Below are 18498 nucleotides of genomic sequence, written 5' to 3'. Positions count from 1 at the left end.
TTTGTGACCCGACTGGGGCTCGAACCCAGGACCCCATCATTAAAAGTGATGTGCTCTACCAACTGAGCTATCGAGTCATATTCTTTCCTTGAATGCGGGTGCAAATATAAGGACTTTTTTTTGAAGTTTCCAAGCTATTTTATTATAAATTTGTCTTTTTTTAGTAAAAAATCTTAACGCCTTAGTACGTAGGCTCTTATTCAAATGAAAAAAATTATATTATTAGGGTATATGGGTTGTGGTAAGTCTACAATAGCCAATAAGCTTTCTGGAATGATCCAAATTCCGTATATTGATTTAGACGAATATATCGAAAAAAAGGTAAATTTGACCATAAAAGAGATTTTTGAAACCCATGGGGAGATCTATTTTAGAAAATTAGAACATACCTTTTTTGTTGAATTATTGAATTCACCGGAAAAAAATATAATCGGTTTGGGGGGCGGAACGCCTTGCTATGCCAATAATCATGAATTATTAAACGGGGACGGTGTGACTTCTATTTATCTTAAAGCATCAATTGATACTTTATTTAATAGATTAGTGGCTAATAAAAGCAAACGACCGCTTATAGCGGATAAAAGCGCAGCCGAAATGAAGGAGTTTATAGCTAAGCACCTTTTTGATAGAAGTTTTTATTACAACTACGCTCAGCACAAAGTGAGCGTAGATGATAAAACAATAGAAGAGACGGTAAATGATATTTTGAATCTATTAGCTTAAACTGGCGTAACTATCGCCATTGGTGTCAAAAACAACATCTACATGTTCTAAGAGTGAGGTAGAAAGGGATATTCCTTTAAAATCGGCTTTAATGGGGAACTTTTTGTGGTTTCTATCAACAAGGACTACTGTTTTAAACTTTTTTAAAGGAACATCAAGAAAATGTCTTACTGCATAGATTAATGTGGTTCCAGAACTCAATACATCGTCAACAAGGATTAGGCCTTTATTGCTGTATTGCTCTTTTGTTAAGGAAGTGGTTATGGCTAGTTCTGGATTTTGCTTATTGATGTGAACTTCGCAAAGCGAAATCTTGATAGGTGAAATAGTAGCCAATACTTGAGCAATCTTTTCGGCAAACGTATAGCCATTAGAAGTGATTCCTGCTATCACAATTTCTTCTTCCTCTACAAAAGTTTCGTAAATTTGGTAAGCAATTCTTTTAATGGTGTGTTCTATTTGTTGATTCGTAAGGATGATGTTTTTGCTCATGGGGTATTTTATATTATTATTTATTCAAAGATAAATAAGTTAGACAAATATCGAATTATTAATTTCTGTTCCAAAACTGAAATTAAATGTTTTATTCTATTTCGTCTTCCGTTTTGATTTCATTTCCAAATTCATCAATATCTCTTCGGTCTTTTTTGGTAGGTCTGCCGGCTCCAGTTTTTCTATAATGCTCTTTCGATAGTTTTAATAATTCTAAGTGCGCATAGACTTCGGGTGGCGTTTCGTTTTTTCGATACATATCAACGAGTTTGGCGCCTACACGATTATCTGGAATATCCAGTACGGTTATGATTTGTGTAATTTGGTCTTTTCTGAAAGTGATTTTATCGGTAGGAAAAACTTCCTTCGAAGGTTTGGCTACAATACCATTTACGGTAATATGGTTTTTTTTGCAAGCCTCGGTTACCATGTTTCTGGTTTTATAATACCGAACACACCATAAATATTTGTCTATTCTCATGAATTTTCTAAAATCGAAGTTAAATACTTTACAAAAGTAAATCATTAATGTATATTTGCGACTTAAACCGCACCTAATAATGAGCAAAATTAAGTTTTATTTTATTTTATTGATTGCAACAGTCGTTTCAATAAGTTCATGTAATAAAGATGATAATAATGATGTCGTCGTAACTCCACCGAAACCTTTTGGGGAACAATATGCTTTGGACATTGTAGCAATTGAGGATTATTTAAAAACAAATTATATTAGTGAAATAGTAAATAATCCTGGCTTTCCAAACGATCAAGATGTAACCATGAAAAAAATCACTGATACTGCAAGTCAGCCATCTTTATGGTCTTATTTAAACAGTCCTACACTTCCTAGATTAACCAGTAGAAATGTAAGTCTGCATGGTATTACTTATAAAGTGTACACGCTTGTCATCAGAGAAGGTGTAAAGGGAGGATCGCCAGTTGCAGGAGGTGAATATCCTTGTAACGTAGATGCTGTTTTTGCGGGTAACAAAGGTACTTTATTGGATGGAACGGTTTTTTATTCTTCTAATAATGGCCAAGTCCAATATAATTTAGATGGCACCTCACATGATGGAGGAACTGGAGTTATTCGTGGTTGGTCTGAAGGTTTTCCTCAGTTTAAAACGGGTTGGCTTTCTTCCAAAAATGATGGTGTGGTAGTTTATAATGATTTCGGAGTAGGGGTAATGTTTCTTCCTTCTGGGATGGGATATTATAATGATGTCAAAACAGGTATTCCGGCTTATTCTCCTTTGGTGTTTAGTATAAAACTATACGCATTAAAACGATTTGATCATGATGCTGATGGAATTCCTTCTTTTCAAGAAGATTTAGATGGGGATAGGTATATGAATAGTTTTTTGAAAGGCGTATCAAATCCTGATGATACTGATAAAGATGAAATTCCCGATTTCTTGGATTTTGATGATGACGGCGATAATTATGCTACAAGAGGAGAAGTTAAAGATGCTAATGGAAAATACTATGAATTTGATAAAATTCCGGATTGTTCAGGGAATCAAACTGAGCCTACAAGAAAGAAAAGACATTTGGATGCAACTTGTATCAAAATGAATCAATAAAAAAAATCCCAACTCGTGTATGAGTTGGGATTTTTTTTGATGTATTTTACTCAAAGAAAGGAACTAGAAACTGTGCTTTGCAAATGAGATTGCTTCGTTCCTCGCAAAGACGTGTGTGGAGTCTTTGCGAGGAACGAAGCAATCTCACTAACAAGGGCAACGAATCTGATTCAATTGTTGGGATAATACGGTATTTGATTGCTTCGTTCCGATAGGTATCTGAACAAAGTAATCTCACTAAAAAAATCAAACCATAAAAAAATCCCATCTCATTTTTCACAACGAGATGGGATTTTATATCTATAGGGAAAGATTACTTTCTTTTGATCACTTTTTCTACAGCTTCAACAATCGCTTGATTGTTTAATTTGTATTTCTCCATTAATTGTTCTGGTGTTCCAGATTCTCCAAAGCTGTCATTAACCGCCACAAACTCTTGAGGAGCTGGAGTGTTTAATGCTAATACTCTGGAAATGCTTTCACCAAGACCACCAAGTATGTTATGCTCTTCGGCAGTAACGATACATTTGGTTTTTGCCAATGATTTCAGAATTGCTTCTTCGTCTAATGGTTTAATGGTATGGATATTGATTACTTCGGCAGAAATTCCTTTTGCTTCCAATGCTTCGGCAGCAATAAGAGCTTCCCAAACTAAATGTCCTGTTGCAACAATCGTTACATCGGTACCTTCGCTTAAAAGAATCGCTTTTCCAATTACGAAAGGTTCGTCAGCTGGCATAAAATTAGGCACCACCGGACGGCCAAAACGCAAATACGCTGGACCATGATGATCAGCAAGAGCTAATGTAGCTGCTTTAGTCTGATTGTAATCACAAGTGTTGATTACAGTCATTCCAGGTAGCATTTTCATTAATCCAATGTCTTCTAGAATTTGGTGTGTAGCTCCATCTTCTCCAAGAGTCAATCCTGCGTGAGAAGCGCAAATTTTTACATTTTTATCTGAATACGCTACCGATTGACGAATCTGATCATAAACTCTCCCTGTAGAAAAGTTAGCGAAAGTTCCAGTAAATGGAATCTTTCCTCCAACTGTTAATCCTGCAGCGATTCCAATCATATTCGCTTCTGCAATTCCAATTTGGAAAAAACGCTCTGGGTGATTTTTCTTGAAATCATCAAATTTCAATGATCCAATTAAATCAGCACAAAGTGCCACTACGTTTTCATTCTTTTGACCCAATTCAGTCATTCCCGCTCCAAAACCCGAACGAGTATCTTTACTTCCTGTATTTGTATATTTTTTCATTATTTTTCTTTTAAAGGTCTTGAGCCACTAAGGCACTAAGACACTAAGTTTTAAATCTAAAATCAAAAATCGTTAATCTTCAATCAAAAATCTAGTAGTCTAGTTCGCCACCTCTATTATAGTTTTGAGCTAGAGCATTTTCAAGTTGCGCATCATTAGGCGCTTTTCCGTGCCAAGCATGAGTGTTCATCATGAAATCTACACCATTACCCATTTCAGTGTGCAATAATACACAAACCGGTTTCCCTTTTCCTGTTCTTGATTTAGCATCGTTCATACCTGCAATAATAGCCTCTATGTTGTTTCCTTCTGTGATTTCAAGAACGTCCCAATCAAAAGCTTCAAATTTAGCACGGATACTTCCCATACATAAAACTTCGTCGGTAGTTCCGTCAATTTGTTTTCCGTTAAGGTCAATGGTCGCAATAAGGTTGTCTACTTTTTTGGCAGAAGCATACATGATTGCTTCCCAGTTTTGACCTTCCTGTAATTCACCATCACCGTGAAGGGTGTAAATGATATGGTTGTCACCGTTTAGCTTTTTAGCCTGTGCAGCACCAATTCCTACAGACAATCCTTGACCCAATGATCCAGATGCGATACGCACCCCTGGTAAATTATCATGAGTTGTTGGGTGTCCTTGTAATCTTGAATTAATAAGACGGAAAGTTGCTAATTCCTTTACTGGAAAATAACCGCTTCTTGCCAAAACGCTGTAAAATACAGGTGAAATGTGACCGTTTGATAGGAAAAAAAGATCTTCTCCAATTCCGTCCATGTCAAATCCTTTTTTGCGATCCATAAGGTTTTGGTACAAGGCTACCAGAAATTCAGTACATCCTAGAGATCCCCCTGGGTGACCTGAATTGACAGCATGAACCATTCGAAGAATATCTCTTCTTACTTGGATAGTTAAATCGTTTAATTGTTGTGTGTTAGGCTTCATTGTGTGTGTAAAAGTTAAACTGCTGCAAAAGTAATTTTTATTTTGGCGTAAGACAAATGATTTCAGTGGCAATTTCAAAAAACAATAGCAATATCAATGACAACTTCAAAATAGTACTTTGTGTGCAGTCGAAGAGGTCAAATCTAAAATCTGCAATCTGACTTCATCTGGGCGTGCCACCATAAGAAAAAGGGGCTGACTAGTGTTACCGCTTAGTCGCCCCTTTTGCTTATGGTGTCGGGCTTCCCGATAGCTATCGGGACGCGCTACTTCGGTAGCTAGCTTCTATCCCTCACGCAAACCGTAAAACTTAGATATTTAGTTCAATGAACAAGCTCTTTTATATTTTACTTTGAAGACTTCTCCATCCATCACCATTGTGAACATCTATATAACCATGGGTTTTAAGGATATTTTTTGCTCTTGCGCTTCGCATTCCCGAGGCGCAACAAGTGATAATGGGTTTATTTTTGTCTTTCAATTGAGATAAACTATTTTTCAAAACATCTACAGGGATGTTTATGGAACCTTCTATATGTCCGCTGGCATATTCTACCTTGCTTCGCACGTCCAAGATAATGGCGCCTTGTTTTACAAGGGCGGCATAATCTACAGTAGATCCGAAACCGAATATTTTTTTTAGTCTGTTTAACATCTTGTTTTTTATTTGGATTGATAATAATTGACATCCAGCCATGAACCTCCATTATGACAGTCGATTTCTTTTTGAGAAAGAAAATGCTGTGCTTGTCCGCTTCGGTTTCCGGAGGCGCAACAAAGAACCAAAGGCGATTTTAGGTTTTGTATTTCTTCGAACCGGTCTTGAACTTCATTCAAGGGTATATTAATCGACCCAACAACGTGCCCGCCACTGAATTCCTCCCGTGTTCGTACATCTACAATTGTGCCTAGTTTTTCTTTTATTATATTTTCTAAAGTCATAGAGATTAGTTTTAAAGAGTGTTGTTCTATAGTGCAAAATTACAACAGAAATTAAGGCTGTAGAGTGATTTTTGTTACATATATAAATATTTTTGAAAAAAAATGAATGAAAAATCAAAGATCTGGTTGTGCAGTTTTTCTGCGTAAGGGATAGGAATAAGCTACCGAAGTAGCATGGATAGCCCGACCGCATTAGGATAAAGGGCCGAATATTCGCTGTTAAGAGTAGGCCCTTTTTTCTAATGGGGTTACGCCCAAATGGTTTTTCGTATGGCTTTAATTTTTTAAAATATTCATTTTTAGGATTACAACAAAAAAGCATTCATATAGTCAAAACAAAACATTTTTAAAATTAGTAATTATCTGATTTTCTTTCGAAAAAGTATTTAAATTTTGGTTGTCATGAACCCAACTCTATCATTTCATCGGAAGAAAAATATTTTTTGATGGGGGTTTCAAATTAACCTATCTTTGCCGTCCCGAACGGTCGGGAGAAAAAAGCCTATATGAAGTTTGACTTATTAAAGACAGATCCGCAATCGAAAGCACGTGCGGGAAGCATTACTACTGATCACGGTGTGATTGAAACGCCAATTTTTATGCCTGTGGGTACGGTTGCCTCAGTAAAAGGGGTACACCAACGGGAGTTGAAACAAGATATAAATCCGGATATTATTCTCGGAAATACGTACCATTTGTACTTGCGTCCACAAACCGAAATCATTGAGAAAGCGGGTGGGTTGCATAAATTCATGAACTGGGACCGTAATATTTTGACCGATTCTGGAGGGTATCAAGTGTATTCTCTTTCGGCGAACAGAAAAATTAAGGAAGAAGGAGTGAAGTTTAAATCGCATATTGATGGTTCTTATCATGTGTTTACTCCAGAGAATGTGATGGAAATTCAACGTACCATTGGAGCCGATATTATCATGGCTTTTGATGAATGTACGCCTTATCCGTGTGATTATCGCTATGCACAACGCTCGATGCACATGACCCACCGTTGGTTGGATCGCTGTATCAATCATTTGGAGAAAGTACCTGTGAAATACGGTTACGATCAAACTTTTTTCCCAATTATACAAGGAAGTACCTATAAAGATTTGAGAAGGCAATCGGCAGAATATATTGCCAATTCCAATCAACAAGGAAATGCCATTGGTGGACTTTCGGTTGGGGAACCAGCAGAAGAAATGTATGCCATGACCGAAGTGGTTTGTGAAATCTTACCCGAAGACAAGCCTAGATACCTTATGGGAGTGGGAACTCCAATCAATATTCTGGAAAATATTGCACTTGGAATTGATATGTTCGATTGTGTGATGCCTACGCGTAACGCCAGAAACGGAATGTTGTTTACCGCCAACGGAACCATTAATATTAAGAACAAAAAATGGGAAGCCGATTTTTCTCCAGTAGATGAAATGGGAATAACCTTTGTGGATACCGAATATACCAAAGCGTATTTGCGTCACTTGTTTGCTGCCAATGAATACTTGGGTAAGCAAATTGCAACCATACACAATCTTGGGTTCTATATGTGGTTGGTACGTGAAGCCAGAAAGCATATCTTAGCAGGTGATTTTGTGACCTGGAAAGAGATGATGGTGAAAAACATGAGCCAACGATTGTAAAAAAGTTTAGGAGTTTAAAGGGTTTAGAAGTTTAAGGATTTAAAAGTTTAAAGAGTATTAGCTCCTAAACGCCTTAACTTTTAAACTTCTAAACTCATAACCTTCTAACCTCTAACTTCAATTTATGAAATTAACAATAATTGACAAATATATACTTAAGAGATATTTAGCCACTTTTGCGGTAATGCTTTTGTTGTTTGCTCCTATTGGAATTATTATAGATATTTCGGAAAAAATCAATAAAATGATCTCGAATGATGTGCCAGTTTTAAAGATTGCCATTTATTATTATCATTTTACGATTTACTTTATGAATAATCTTTTTCCGATATTTTTGTTTATATCGGTCATTTGGTTTACCTCAAAATTGGCAAATGACACCGAAATTATTGCTATTTTAAGTTCCGGGATTTCTTTTACTAGATTTATGAGGCCTTATATCATTGGGGCTTCTATAGTGTGTGTGTTAGTAATGCTCATGGGGTTTTTTGTGGTTCCGGTTTCAAATGAAGGCTATAATAATTTCAGGTACACCTATTTAAGAAGCAACGGAAAGGAACTCATGCGAGGCGATAACACCGATGTGTATCGACAAATAAGTGACAATGAGTTTATCTATGTCAATAGTTTTAATAATGAGTCTCAAATGGCTTTTAATTTCTCTTTGGAAAAGTTTAATAAAGAAAAATTAGAATATAAAATTACGGCCAGTAGAATAAAATGGAATCCAAAAGACAAGACTTATTCTTTATACGATTACACAAAAAGGATAGTAGGGTCAGAAGGAGATGTGATCGAAAAATCACCCGAAAAGAAGATGAAATTTAGTTTTGATCTGGAGGATTTGGCTCCTGTGGTGTATATCGCAGAAACATTAAGCCTAGGGGAACTGAATGCTTTTATTGATAAAGAAAGAAAGCGGGGATCTTCTAATATTAATGTCTATCTGGTTGTTTTGTACAAAAAATACAGTGTTCCGGTATCGGCATTTATCCTAACGATTATAGCAGTTTCTGTATCTTCAATGAAGCGAAGAGGAGGGATGGGTGTCAATTTGGCTATTGGAATTGCGGTGGCATTTTCATTTGTGTTTTTTGACAAAATTTTTGGAGTGTTAGCCGAGAAATCTTCATTTTCGCCTTTATTGGCAGTTTGGCTGCCCAATATAGTTTTCGGAATTTTAGCCATTTATTTATTACGGAATGCCAAACGATAATTTAAAAAGTTACCTTAGTTTACACTTCATTGTTTTTATTTGGGGTTTTACGGCGATTTTAGGGGCATTAATAACGATAGAAGCTGATTTTTTGGTTTGGTATCGAATGTTTTTTGCATCCGTTTTTATTGCTGTTTTTATTGGAATCAAAAAAAAATCATTTCAAGTAGCTCCCGAATCATTAATTAAGTTCATAATTGTTGGTCTTTTAATAGCACTACACTGGATCTTCTTTTTTGAGGCTATAAAAGTTTCAACGGTTTCTATAACCTTGTCGGTTTTCTCCTTAGGCGCTTTTTTTGCGTCACTTCTCGAACCTATATTTTATGGCCGAAAAGTGCTTTGGTACGAAGTGTTTTTTGGACTTGTCATTATTGCGGGTTTAGGACTAATTATGCAAGTAGAGATTGATTATTGGAATGGAATGTTATTGGCATTGGTCTCTATAATACTGGGCGTTTTATTTACTTTAATGAACGGAAAGTTAATAGCAGACCATGATCCATCCGTAATCTCATTTTATGAATTTTTAGCTGGATTTGTATTTATTTCAATCTATTTTTTATTTAAAGGTGAATTCACAGCAGACTTTTTTGTGATGACGACAAAAAATTGGATTTTGATTTTAATTCTGGCTTCTATTTGTACCGCTTATGCCTTTACGGCCTCTGTTCAGGTAATGAGACAACTTTCTCCTTATACCGTGATGTTGACCACAAATTTAGAACCTGTTTATGGGATTGTATTAGCTTTTTTTATTATTGGAGGAAAAGAAAAAATGAGCACGGAATTCTACATTGGTGCAGTCATAATTGTAATAACAGTCATATTAAATGGAGTCATTAAACACTATAGAAAAGAAGAAAAACTAGAGTGAAAAGTTGATATTATTTTACACTTTTAAAAAAAATAAGTATAGAACGATATTAAGTTTTATATTTGCAGTTCCGAAACGAAAAATTAAAACAATAATAAAACCGCACAAATACTATGGAATATTTAGATTTTGAGCTTCCAATAAAAGAACTTGAAGAGCAATTAGATAAATGTGTTGTTATTGGTCTAGAGTCAGATGTTGACGTTACAAATACCTGTAAGCAAATCAATAAGAAATTAGAAGAAACCAAAAAACAAATTTATAAAAACTTAACGGCCTGGCAACGTGTTCAGTTATCAAGACATCCTAGTAGACCTTATACTTTAGATCATATCAAGGGGTTGTGTGGAGAAACTTTTCTAGAGCTACATGGCGATAGAGGTTTTAAAGATGATAAAGCCATGATTGGTGGTTTAGGGAAAATTGACGGACAATCTTTTATGATTGTGGGCCAACAAAAAGGATACAATACCAAAACGCGTCAGTATAGAAATTTTGGGATGGCAAATCCAGAAGGGTATAGAAAAGCCTTGCGTCTAATGAAAATGGCAGAGAAATTTGGTATTCCGGTAGTTACTTTGATTGATACTCCAGGAGCTTATCCAGGATTAGAAGCTGAAGAACGTGGTCAGGGAGAAGCTATTGCCAGAAATATATTTGAAATGGTACGTCTTAAGGTGCCTATTATTACTATTATTGTTGGTGAAGGCGCTTCGGGAGGTGCATTGGGAATAGGTGTTGGAGATCGCGTTTATATGCTTGAAAACACTTGGTATTCTGTAATTTCTCCAGAGTCTTGTTCTTCTATTTTATGGAAAAGCTGGGACTATAAAGAGAAGGCTGCAGATGCATTAAAGTTAACTTCAGCCGATATGAAAAAACAAAAATTAGTCGATGATATTATTCCGGAACCTCTAGGAGGAGCCCATTATGATAGAGAGACTACTTTTACAACAGTTGGTCAATATATCATGAAAGGCTATAATGAACTTAAAGACTTATCAACAGAAGAATTAATCGCTCAAAGAATGGATAAATACTGCAAAATGGGTGAGTTTAAAGAGTAAAATCTTACTTTATCGATCTTAATCCGAAGCCTTATCGTTTCGGATTTTTTTTTGGTTATAAACAAAAAACAAGTACTTATAAACAATTAATTGTAATAACTCAATAGTTATTTTTTTAGAATTTTAGTTACTTTCGCTACATGGAAAATTTCAAGAATATAAGTCCAATTAAAGTGGATAAAACAACTATAATAAACCTTGAAAAAGGAAAATTACCCCCACAAGTTTTAGACCTAGAAGAGGCAGTGCTTGGTGCAATGATGATTGATAAAAAAGGAGTAGATGAGGTAATTGATATCCTGCAACCAGATGCTTTCTATAAAGAAGCACACAAACATATTTTTGAAGCCATTGTTCAGTTGTTTACCGATACACAGCCAATCGATTTATTGACCGTTTCGGCTCAACTTAGAAAAAATGCCAAGCTAGACTTAGCCGGAGGCGATTTTTATTTAATTCAGCTTACTCAAAAAATTTCCTCTTCGGCTCACATTGAGTTTCACTCTAGAATTATTCTTCAGAAGTTTATTCAGCGCAGTTTGATTCGGATATCCTCTGAAATTATCGAAGATGCGTATGACGAAACCACCGATGTATTTAATTTATTAGACCAAGCAGAATCTAAATTATACGAGGTAACTCAAGGGAATATAAAACGTAGTTCTGAAACGGCTCAAAGTTTAGTTTTACAAGCCAAGAAACGTATTGAGGAAATTAGCAAGCAGGAAGGACTGAGTGGTGTCGAGACTGGTTTTACCAATTTAGACAAGCTTACCTCAGGCTGGCAACCTAGTGATTTAATTATTATTGCAGCGAGGCCAGCAATGGGAAAAACGGCGTTCGTACTTTCTATGGCTAGAAATATTGCTATCGACTACGGACATCCAGTAGCCTTGTTCTCTTTAGAGATGGCATCTGTACAGTTGATTACCCGTTTGATTTCGTCTGAAACAGGATTGTCTTCAGAAAAATTACGTACAGGTAAATTGGAGCCTCACGAATGGACAATGTTGAGTACTAAAGTAAAAAATCTAGAAAAAGCTCCGCTATTTATTGATGATACGCCATCGCTTTCTATCTTCGATTTGCGTGCAAAAGCCAGACGTTTGGTTTCGCAACACGGTATTAAAATCATAATTGTCGATTATTTGCAATTGATGACAGCTGGAGGGAATGGAAAAGGCGGTGGAAATAGAGAGCAGGAAATATCGACTATCTCTCGAAATTTAAAGGCATTAGCCAAGGAATTGAATGTTCCTGTAATTGCCCTTTCCCAGTTATCGCGTGCTGTAGAAACGCGTGGTTCCAGTAAAAGGCCTTTGCTTTCGGATCTTCGTGAATCTGGGGCGATTGAGCAAGATGCCGATATTGTATCGTTTTTATACCGTCCCGAATATTACAAAATTGATGAATGGGATGATGACGAAGCGTCTCCAACTGCCGGACAAGCCGAGATTATGATTGCCAAACATAGAAATGGTGGTATAGAAAATGTTCGTTTGAAGTTTATCGGGCACTTGGGTAAATTTGATAATTTAGATGATCACAGCGGTGGTTATGATGATTTACCTTCGAGTATGAATCATGATGAAAGTTCGTTTGTTACTAAAAATCTTCCTTCGGCAAATGAGGCTTTCGGAAGTAATTTTAATAATGATGACGATGATGACGGTGACGTTCCTTTTTAGAATAATATTCTTTTTCAAAATACCATTCAAGCCTACTTTTGTAGGCTTTTTTTGTAACTAAAAATCACATTCATTTTCTCTTTGTAAACAGTTGAATCTCTCAAAATTTGAGACATTTATCTAATGTGGTATTCTTTGTGTTTTATTTAGAAATATTTAGTATAAAGCGCAAAAAATCAGTAACTTAGCTTTTCTTTTTTCTTGACGTAAGAATTTTGTAATTTAAAAAATAAGTACTGTTATGTCTAATGAAATCACCTCCGTAAACAAGCCCCAAGAAATTGTTAAAGAAGTAAATACCATTCCGCTAAAAGAAGCTCAAAAATGGGCGAAACGATGGGAAAAAAAAGAAGGAAACTACAATAAACACCATGAATTACACGCGTTTTTAATTCCTAAAATAGATTTATTGGAAGTATTAGCCGAAGGGATCGATGCCGTTAGAGCTTATATTGGGGTGGATAATGAGGGAATAGAAAAATTAATGATTGTAGGTTGCAAATACAACCCAGCAACGGGTATTTATGTGGATATGATTACTGTTGGCGATGAAAATGTTGCCAATGCTATTTATGATGTCACACAACCTTGCCCTCCAGCTTGTGATGCTAATAGTCCAATGTTTCAATAGCTTATAGATGTTAAAATTGTTTGTGAATGTTGGATATGTGATTTTATTAGTCAATTTAATCATTTTTTTCATAGGCTTTTCCAAACATGGAAAGGCCTACATGATTTTCACATGGTATTTAGGAATGATATTTATAATTCAAATGGTTTCAAAAATCATGATTGAATTTCATTTCCAAAACCTATTCACAACCCATTTTTATTTTATTGGACAATTAGTGTTGTTGAGCTTTTTTTATCTAGCTATTTTGAAAGAAGACTACCAAAAAAGAATAGTGAGAATAGGTTTAGTATTGGTGCTATTGGCTTTAGCAATTCAATATGGGAATGATACTAGCTTGTTCTTTAGATTTAATTTATTCGAAATATTCATCACCTCTTTTTTACTTATCATTTATGCCACTTTTCATTTATACAATATGTTGAATGGAAAAAAAGAGTTTTATTATATCAATATAGGGATTATAACATATCTGTTTGGAAGTTCAATATTGTATTTGGTAGGAAATTTAACAACTGTGCTAAGTCCGAAAATGAGTTTAACAACATGGATTCTAAATGCTTTTCTGTATATAATTTATCAGGTATTGATATTAATAGAATGGAAAAAAAGTTATTATAAAACGAGTATTCAATAGTATTTTATGAAGGCAGATTTAATATATGAAAATGATTTAATTGAAATAATTATATATACCTGCATCGCTTTTCTATCGATGGTTTTGGTTCTGATCTTGTTTTTCTATTTTTCGAGAAAGAAAATTATTCAGAAAGAATTTGAAAAAAAAGACTTGGAAATTCATCATCACAAAGAACTTTTACGAGCCGGAATTATTAGCCAGGAAGCCGAACGCAAGCGTATTGCCCAAGATTTACACGATGACATTAGTTCTAAACTAAATATAGTTTCATTGAATAGTCATTTGCTAATGACACCTAATTTGACAGTACAAGAGATTGCTGAAATTACGGGAAATATCATCAATCTTACTGGTAAAGCACTTAAGAATTCAAGAGAAATTGCACATGGTTTGTTGCCGGCAGTATTAGACAAATTTGGGCTTCATGCGGGTGTCGAAGAATTATGTCAGGAGTTTAACAGCAGTAAATCTGTCAATGTAAGTTATCAAAATCAAGTTCAGTTTGACGATTTGGATAAAGACAAACATTTACATGTTTTTAGAATTTTACAGGAATTGATGAATAATTCTTTGAGGCATGGAAAGGCCAGAAATATTTCCATTGTTTTTGTTGAGGAAAACGGAATGAAAGAATGTTGTTATACCGATGATGGCTGTGGTTTTGACAGCAAGGATAAAAAAAATCAGCATGGACTGGGTATGAAAAATATTGAAAGTCGTGTTGGTTTTTTAGAAGGAACCCTTAACATTAATGCTAAGGTTAATAAGGGAGTAGAAGTTATTTTTAGTTTTTAGATTATGGACAATTCCATTAAAATTATATTAGCAGATGATGAAGTTCTTTTTAGAAAAGGGATTTCTTTTTTGTTAGAAAGAGAAAAGAATATAGATGTTATTTTTGAAGCTTCAAACGGGAATGAACTTATTTCTTTTTTGAAAGAAAATAGAAATCATCCGGATATTATTATGATAGATTTAAAAATGCCATTATTAAATGGTGTCGAAGCTACAAAGATTATTCATAAAGATTTCCCTAAGATTAAAATTATAGCTTTAACTAGTTATGATTCGGAATCTTTTGTAGCCAATATGATTGATGTGGGAGTGGTTTCCTATTTAATAAAAAATGCCACACCGCAAGAACTGTTGACAACCATAAATGAAGTTGCCACAAAAGGGTTTTATTATAACGATTATGTTATGCAAGTCATTCATGAAAGTGCATTGACAACCAGAAAGATCAAAAGTCGTTTCGATAATAATTTTCTTAGTAGCCGTGAGCTAGAAGTATTACAACATATTTGTAGTCAAAAAAGCACCACAGAAATAGGGGAACTTCTCTTTATTAGCCCTCGGACGGTTGAGGGGCACCGTAATAATTTATTATTTAAAACAGAATGTAAAAATATTGCTGGACTAGTGGTGTATGCTATTCAAAATAAAATTGTGTCTCTAGGGAATTTATTGGACTAGTCTTGTTATAATAAAGAAATCGGTAGTTAGTTTATAAATAGAAACCTTCAATTAAAGATTAAAGGCAAAAGAGACAATCTGAAAATCAATTCTCGGATTGTCTCCTTATAATAGTTTTTAAAAGGTAGAATGATTAATTTTTGATCTTACCATCTGCATACACTAAAATGTTGCGCATTTTATTTTCTTTTTCGACTCTAAGTTTATAGTGTTTTTTTGTAACCACACCATCCTTTTGTGAGTAAAAGTAAGTGTCGTCTGTAATTGACCAACCCGGAAGTTCCTTTTGAACAGAATATACAATGGCATTAGGGAGTCTTACATTTTTATATTTTTCATCCACTCCTATTAATTTTTGGTCATAGTCATAATGTGCCACTAATACACCTCTTTCGACTTCCAAACTGACTCTGGATATTGGATCTTCTTTATCATTTTTTGGAATAGAATAATCCACAAATTTTTTCTCAAGCCCTCTTACTACTTCATCAGGGTGTTTGTCTGGTAAATATATAGAGGAAACTTTCCCATTTGTTTTTATAACCATACCAGGTAATTCTTCGGTTTTTAGATTTGCATTCTCATAATCAGGAGCTATATTTTCTTGGCCATATGTTGTATTTGTAAAACTTACTAATAGCAACGCAATAATAATTGTTTTCATAATATATATTGTTTAATAAAAATGTTTTGTAAAATGGTATTGAACTAGCCATTTTCTCAAACGGTTGTGTCAATTGAAATGAGACAGAATAAATTGGTCTAATGGCTCATTTGTAAAAAAATATAATCGTTTTAGACTTTGATCCTAATTCTTTATCTTTTTTGTAAAAAGACAGGACTAAAGCTTCTTCTTAAAAATAGTATCATAGGCGTTTTGTTTTATAGATTTTTTTTAAAAAAAAGTCAGCATTAATGTGGGTTAGATTTCCTAATGATTTTATGGAGTTCAAGATTCAAGGCGTCATGAACTTTTAATTATTTTTGAATGAGCTATTATATAGTTTTGGGGCTATAGGCTATTCATCAGTAGGCTTCTTTTTTTTTATTTTATGTATTTTGAAAGTATAGTACTCCTTTTTAGAAGAGCTTAAAATTAATTTAGAATAAATGGAATAGAAAGTACATAATATACAATGAGGGTTATTTTTAAGAGAAATAAGTCGATTATTTTAAGTGTTTTTTTTTAAATACTGATTTTTTTTCTCTCTCGCATCTGGAATAATTATTGAATGTTTAAATTTATAATTCAAAGTTAGCTACACAGATCATCGTTTAAATGCGTGTTTTTACCTGTTTTTATAGCGAACATAAATTTATACTTATGTCTAAAAAAATATCGTATTTGTTCGTTTTCTAACATCAATTACCGCAAAAAAATCATTCATTTTGTTATCAATGGATGAAACTACATGGCGAAATCTCCAGCCAGCGAATGAGGCATTAGGAAGTGGTTTTAATAATGATAACCTCAAATCCGCAAGACTTAAAATTTTAAAGGATTTCGGATTTGAGGGATAGATTAAAAGTCTTTTCCGTTGATTATTTCAAATTATAGTGGTTAATGGGATTGTTTAATTTAATAAAGAATTATCTTAGTCTTATGTAATAAAGTTTTAATTTTATTAGGAAAATGATTAATTGTTAATTATATTTGTCTGTAAAATTCATATAAAACCGACGAAATACTTGTTTTTGTCTTAATTATAAGACAATTGCCTTTATCGTTTTCATGCCTTTTTTATAAGAGATTAAAATAACTTTATAAAATAGATAAGGAATAGTTAATCACACTTTGATAATATAAGAATTATGGAAAAGAAATTAGAGCTCAATAATTTAGATATTTTCCTAAAAAGTAATCAATTAGTATCTGTGATACGTACTTTAGAATCAGATCGGAAACGAATTGCACATGAATTACACGATGATATAAGTTCAAAATTGAATGTGATTTCCTTGAATTGTCATCTTCTAAAGATTCCTAATTTGTCCTCAGAGGACAACGAAGAAATCATGAAAAACATTATAGAATATACTTCAAAAGCATTAAATAGTTCTAAAGAAATGGCGTATAGTTTACTTCCCCCAGTATTGGATAAATTTGGACTTCATGCTGGGATAGAAGAGTTGTGTGCTGAATTGGATAATAACGAATCTGTAGTGATTCAATATGAAAGTAAACTAAAATTTGATTTTGAAGATAATGAATCTCATATCCATATTTTTAGAATTTTACAGGAGTTGTTGACTAATTCTATAGAACATGGAAAAGCGACAGTTATTTCTATTCTTTTTGAAGAAATAAATGGAAAAAGAACTTGTATTTATTCAGACAATGGAATTGGTTTCGAATTGAAACAAATAGAGGAACATAATGGTCTTGGGATGAAAATTATTGTAAGTAGAGTTGCCATTCTAGAAGGAAATATCACAATTGAGTCGCAATTGAATGATGGAATTTCTGTGATTTTTAATTTCTAAAACGTGAAATTGTTTTGATTCCAGATTCCTTAAAAACAAATATTATCTACATATGAAATATCCATGACAGCAGTTGTCGCAAACACCAATGAAGATCTGGCGATACCATATTCAAATAAAAAACAAATATTATCTACATATGAATGAAACTATAAAAGTAATTTTGGTTGATGATGAAGTCTTATTTAGAAAAGGAATTTCTTTTTTGTTGGATAAAGAAGAAAACGTAGAAGTAGTTTTTGAAGCTTCAGATGGTATGGAATTGATTGAGTTTCTAAGAGGGAATAACCCCAAGCCCGATATTGTAATCATGGATTTGAAAATGCCATTGCTAAATGGGATAGAAACTACCAAGATTATCAATAGAGAATTTTCAGAAATAAAAATTATTGCTTTGACAAGCTATGATTCAAAATCATTTATTATTAACATGATTGATGTGGGAGCTGTTTCTTATTTGGTTAAAAAAGCTACCCCTCAAGAATTGTTGAAGACCATAAATGAAGTAGCTAGGAGAGGTTTTTATTATTCAGATTATGTTATGAATATTATTCAGAATGATAGTATTGCAAATAAAAAATATAAGTGTGGTTTTGATGCCAGTTTTATTACTTCTCGAGAGCTGGAAGTATTGCAACTCATTTGCAAACAGAAAAGTGCCATAGAAATTGGTGAAGAATTATTTATAAGCCCCAGAACAGTAGAAGGTCACCGAAATAATTTATTATTTAAAACAGAATCTAAAAATATTGCTGGATTGGTTGTTTATGCTATTCAAAATGCAATGTTTTTTTTGGATGCTTAAGAGTAGTATATTAAAAAGTTTTATTTT

General features: G+C 33.9%; 20 protein-coding genes and 1 tRNA gene. 13 read left to right on the top strand and 8 right to left on the bottom strand.

What is annotated here, in order from left to right:
• Nucleotides 1–4: 4 nt before the first annotated feature.
• Nucleotides 5–77: transfer RNA gene (locus tag DB891_RS16385), tRNA-Lys, on the bottom strand.
• Between the two features lie 127 nt (nucleotides 78–204).
• Here DB891_RS16385 and DB891_RS16380 point away from each other — a divergent pair.
• Nucleotides 205–723, top strand: coding sequence for a shikimate kinase (locus tag DB891_RS16380; protein ID WP_116764659.1), 519 nt, complete (start codon nucleotides 205–207; stop codon nucleotides 721–723).
• On the opposite strand, the gene DB891_RS16375 is transcribed toward DB891_RS16380, so the two are convergent.
• Both DB891_RS16375 and DB891_RS16370 read right to left on the bottom strand, forming a co-directional pair.
• Nucleotides 715–1215 carry a phosphoribosyltransferase family protein gene (locus DB891_RS16375; protein ID WP_116764658.1) on the bottom strand — a complete coding sequence of 167 codons (501 nt, stop codon included), beginning with the start codon at nucleotides 1213–1215 and terminating at the stop codon, nucleotides 715–717. The genes DB891_RS16380 and DB891_RS16375 overlap by 9 nt on opposite strands.
• A 91-nt stretch (nucleotides 1216–1306) precedes the next feature.
• Nucleotides 1307–1696 (bottom strand): RNA-binding S4 domain-containing protein, encoded by a 390-nt coding sequence (locus DB891_RS16370; protein WP_116764657.1) that lies wholly within the window; start codon nucleotides 1694–1696, stop codon nucleotides 1307–1309.
• Between the two features lie 79 nt (nucleotides 1697–1775).
• On the opposite strand from DB891_RS16370, the gene DB891_RS16365 reads away from it, so the two are divergent.
• On the top strand, nucleotides 1776–2798 hold the full coding sequence (locus DB891_RS16365) for an FKBP-type peptidyl-prolyl cis-trans isomerase (protein ID WP_116764656.1): 1023 nt from the start codon (nucleotides 1776–1778) through the stop codon (nucleotides 2796–2798).
• 313 nt (nucleotides 2799–3111) lie between these two features.
• On the opposite strand, the gene DB891_RS16360 is transcribed toward DB891_RS16365, so the two are convergent.
• The 4 genes from DB891_RS16360 to DB891_RS16345 form a co-directional block, all read right to left on the bottom strand.
• A complete protein-coding gene (locus tag DB891_RS16360) occupies nucleotides 3112–4065 on the bottom strand; it encodes a transketolase family protein (RefSeq protein ID WP_116764655.1) in 954 nt (317 codons plus the stop codon).
• 91 nt (nucleotides 4066–4156) lie between these two features.
• Nucleotides 4157–5011 (bottom strand): transketolase, encoded by an 855-nt coding sequence (locus DB891_RS16355; RefSeq protein WP_116764654.1) that lies wholly within the window; start codon nucleotides 5009–5011, stop codon nucleotides 4157–4159.
• Between the two features lie 340 nt (nucleotides 5012–5351).
• Nucleotides 5352–5666: a rhodanese-like domain-containing protein gene (locus tag DB891_RS16350; RefSeq protein WP_116764653.1), complete on the bottom strand. Its 315-nt coding sequence runs from the start codon at nucleotides 5664–5666 to the stop codon at nucleotides 5352–5354.
• A gap of 8 nt (nucleotides 5667–5674) precedes the next feature.
• Nucleotides 5675–5953: a rhodanese-like domain-containing protein gene (locus tag DB891_RS16345; protein WP_116764652.1), complete on the bottom strand. Its 279-nt coding sequence runs from the start codon at nucleotides 5951–5953 to the stop codon at nucleotides 5675–5677.
• A 506-nt stretch (nucleotides 5954–6459) separates the two neighbouring features.
• Here DB891_RS16345 and tgt point away from each other — a divergent pair.
• From tgt to DB891_RS16300, 9 genes are all read left to right on the top strand, one after another.
• Nucleotides 6460–7590: a tRNA guanosine(34) transglycosylase Tgt gene (gene tgt, locus DB891_RS16340; RefSeq protein WP_116764651.1), complete on the top strand. Its 1131-nt coding sequence runs from the start codon at nucleotides 6460–6462 to the stop codon at nucleotides 7588–7590.
• A gap of 124 nt (nucleotides 7591–7714) precedes the next feature.
• Entirely contained in the window at nucleotides 7715–8806 is a 1092-nt protein-coding gene (locus DB891_RS16335) for an LptF/LptG family permease (RefSeq protein WP_116764650.1), read from the top strand.
• The gene (locus DB891_RS16330) at nucleotides 8793–9683 is read left to right on the top strand and encodes a DMT family transporter (protein ID WP_116764649.1); all 891 of its coding nucleotides are present in this window, start codon (nucleotides 8793–8795) and stop codon (nucleotides 9681–9683) included. The genes DB891_RS16335 and DB891_RS16330 overlap by 14 nt, the downstream gene beginning before the upstream one ends.
• 113 nt (nucleotides 9684–9796) lie before the next feature.
• A complete protein-coding gene (locus tag DB891_RS16325; RefSeq protein ID WP_116764648.1) occupies nucleotides 9797–10750 on the top strand; it encodes an acetyl-CoA carboxylase carboxyltransferase subunit alpha in 954 nt (317 codons plus the stop codon).
• Between the two features lie 140 nt (nucleotides 10751–10890).
• Entirely contained in the window at nucleotides 10891–12438 is a 1548-nt protein-coding gene (gene dnaB / locus DB891_RS16320) for a replicative DNA helicase (RefSeq protein ID WP_116764647.1), read from the top strand.
• A gap of 241 nt (nucleotides 12439–12679) precedes the next feature.
• Nucleotides 12680–13069 carry a hypothetical protein gene (locus DB891_RS16315; protein WP_116764646.1) on the top strand — a complete coding sequence of 130 codons (390 nt, stop codon included), beginning with the start codon at nucleotides 12680–12682 and terminating at the stop codon, nucleotides 13067–13069.
• Between the two features lie 7 nt (nucleotides 13070–13076).
• Nucleotides 13077–13706, top strand: coding sequence for a hypothetical protein (locus tag DB891_RS16310; RefSeq protein WP_116764645.1), 630 nt, complete (start codon nucleotides 13077–13079; stop codon nucleotides 13704–13706).
• Between the two features lie 6 nt (nucleotides 13707–13712).
• Nucleotides 13713–14504: a sensor histidine kinase gene (locus DB891_RS16305; RefSeq protein ID WP_116764644.1), complete on the top strand. Its 792-nt coding sequence runs from the start codon at nucleotides 13713–13715 to the stop codon at nucleotides 14502–14504.
• A 3-nt stretch (nucleotides 14505–14507) separates the two neighbouring features.
• Entirely contained in the window at nucleotides 14508–15182 is a 675-nt protein-coding gene (locus DB891_RS16300) for a response regulator transcription factor (RefSeq protein WP_116764643.1), read from the top strand.
• Between the two features lie 133 nt (nucleotides 15183–15315).
• Here the strand turns inward: DB891_RS16300 and DB891_RS16295 are convergent, their stop codons facing one another.
• Nucleotides 15316–15846: a hypothetical protein gene (locus DB891_RS16295; protein WP_116764642.1), complete on the bottom strand. Its 531-nt coding sequence runs from the start codon at nucleotides 15844–15846 to the stop codon at nucleotides 15316–15318.
• Between the two features lie 1148 nt (nucleotides 15847–16994).
• On the opposite strand from DB891_RS16295, the gene DB891_RS16290 reads away from it, so the two are divergent.
• Nucleotides 16995–17666: a sensor histidine kinase gene (locus tag DB891_RS16290; RefSeq protein ID WP_116764641.1), complete on the top strand. Its 672-nt coding sequence runs from the start codon at nucleotides 16995–16997 to the stop codon at nucleotides 17664–17666.
• 139 nt (nucleotides 17667–17805) lie between these two features.
• Entirely contained in the window at nucleotides 17806–18471 is a 666-nt protein-coding gene (locus DB891_RS16285) for a response regulator transcription factor (protein WP_116764640.1), read from the top strand.
• The last annotated feature ends 27 nt before the right edge of the window (nucleotides 18472–18498 follow it).

This window comes from Flavobacterium laiguense, from assembly GCF_003097655.1.
Classification (GTDB): Bacteria; Bacteroidota; Bacteroidia; order Flavobacteriales; family Flavobacteriaceae; genus Flavobacterium; species Flavobacterium laiguense.
Note: the sequence above shows the minus strand (reverse complement) of the source record. Positions and strands in the feature narration are given on the sequence as shown.

Bases quoted from the DNA above. Each gene is read 5' to 3' on its own strand.
- dnaB (WP_116764647.1), top strand. From the start codon at position 10,891: ATGGAAAATTTCAAGAATATAAGTCCAATTAAAGTGGATAAAACAACT.
- DB891_RS16290 (WP_116764641.1), top strand. From the start codon at position 16,995: ATGGAAAAGAAATTAGAGCTCAATAATTTAGATATTTTCCTAAAAAGT.
- DB891_RS16310 (WP_116764645.1), top strand. From the start codon at position 13,077: ATGTTAAAATTGTTTGTGAATGTTGGATATGTGATTTTATTAGTCAAT.
- DB891_RS16305 (WP_116764644.1), top strand. From the start codon at position 13,713: ATGAAGGCAGATTTAATATATGAAAATGATTTAATTGAAATAATTATA.
- DB891_RS16325 (WP_116764648.1), top strand. From the start codon at position 9,797: ATGGAATATTTAGATTTTGAGCTTCCAATAAAAGAACTTGAAGAGCAA.
- DB891_RS16300 (WP_116764643.1), top strand. From the start codon at position 14,508: ATGGACAATTCCATTAAAATTATATTAGCAGATGATGAAGTTCTTTTT.
- tgt (WP_116764651.1), top strand. From the start codon at position 6,460: ATGAAGTTTGACTTATTAAAGACAGATCCGCAATCGAAAGCACGTGCG.
- DB891_RS16335 (WP_116764650.1), top strand. From the start codon at position 7,715: ATGAAATTAACAATAATTGACAAATATATACTTAAGAGATATTTAGCC.
- DB891_RS16370 (WP_116764657.1), bottom strand. From the start codon at position 1,696: ATGAGAATAGACAAATATTTATGGTGTGTTCGGTATTATAAAACCAGA.
- DB891_RS16285 (WP_116764640.1), top strand. From the start codon at position 17,806: ATGAATGAAACTATAAAAGTAATTTTGGTTGATGATGAAGTCTTATTT.
- DB891_RS16295 (WP_116764642.1), bottom strand. From the start codon at position 15,846: ATGAAAACAATTATTATTGCGTTGCTATTAGTAAGTTTTACAAATACA.
- DB891_RS16375 (WP_116764658.1), bottom strand. From the start codon at position 1,215: ATGAGCAAAAACATCATCCTTACGAATCAACAAATAGAACACACCATT.
- DB891_RS16355 (WP_116764654.1), bottom strand. From the start codon at position 5,011: ATGAAGCCTAACACACAACAATTAAACGATTTAACTATCCAAGTAAGA.
- DB891_RS16360 (WP_116764655.1), bottom strand. From the start codon at position 4,065: ATGAAAAAATATACAAATACAGGAAGTAAAGATACTCGTTCGGGTTTT.
- DB891_RS16365 (WP_116764656.1), top strand. From the start codon at position 1,776: ATGAGCAAAATTAAGTTTTATTTTATTTTATTGATTGCAACAGTCGTT.
- DB891_RS16380 (WP_116764659.1), top strand. From the start codon at position 205: ATGAAAAAAATTATATTATTAGGGTATATGGGTTGTGGTAAGTCTACA.
- DB891_RS16350 (WP_116764653.1), bottom strand. From the start codon at position 5,666: ATGTTAAACAGACTAAAAAAAATATTCGGTTTCGGATCTACTGTAGAT.
- DB891_RS16345 (WP_116764652.1), bottom strand. From the start codon at position 5,953: ATGACTTTAGAAAATATAATAAAAGAAAAACTAGGCACAATTGTAGAT.
- DB891_RS16330 (WP_116764649.1), top strand. From the start codon at position 8,793: ATGCCAAACGATAATTTAAAAAGTTACCTTAGTTTACACTTCATTGTT.
- DB891_RS16315 (WP_116764646.1), top strand. From the start codon at position 12,680: ATGTCTAATGAAATCACCTCCGTAAACAAGCCCCAAGAAATTGTTAAA.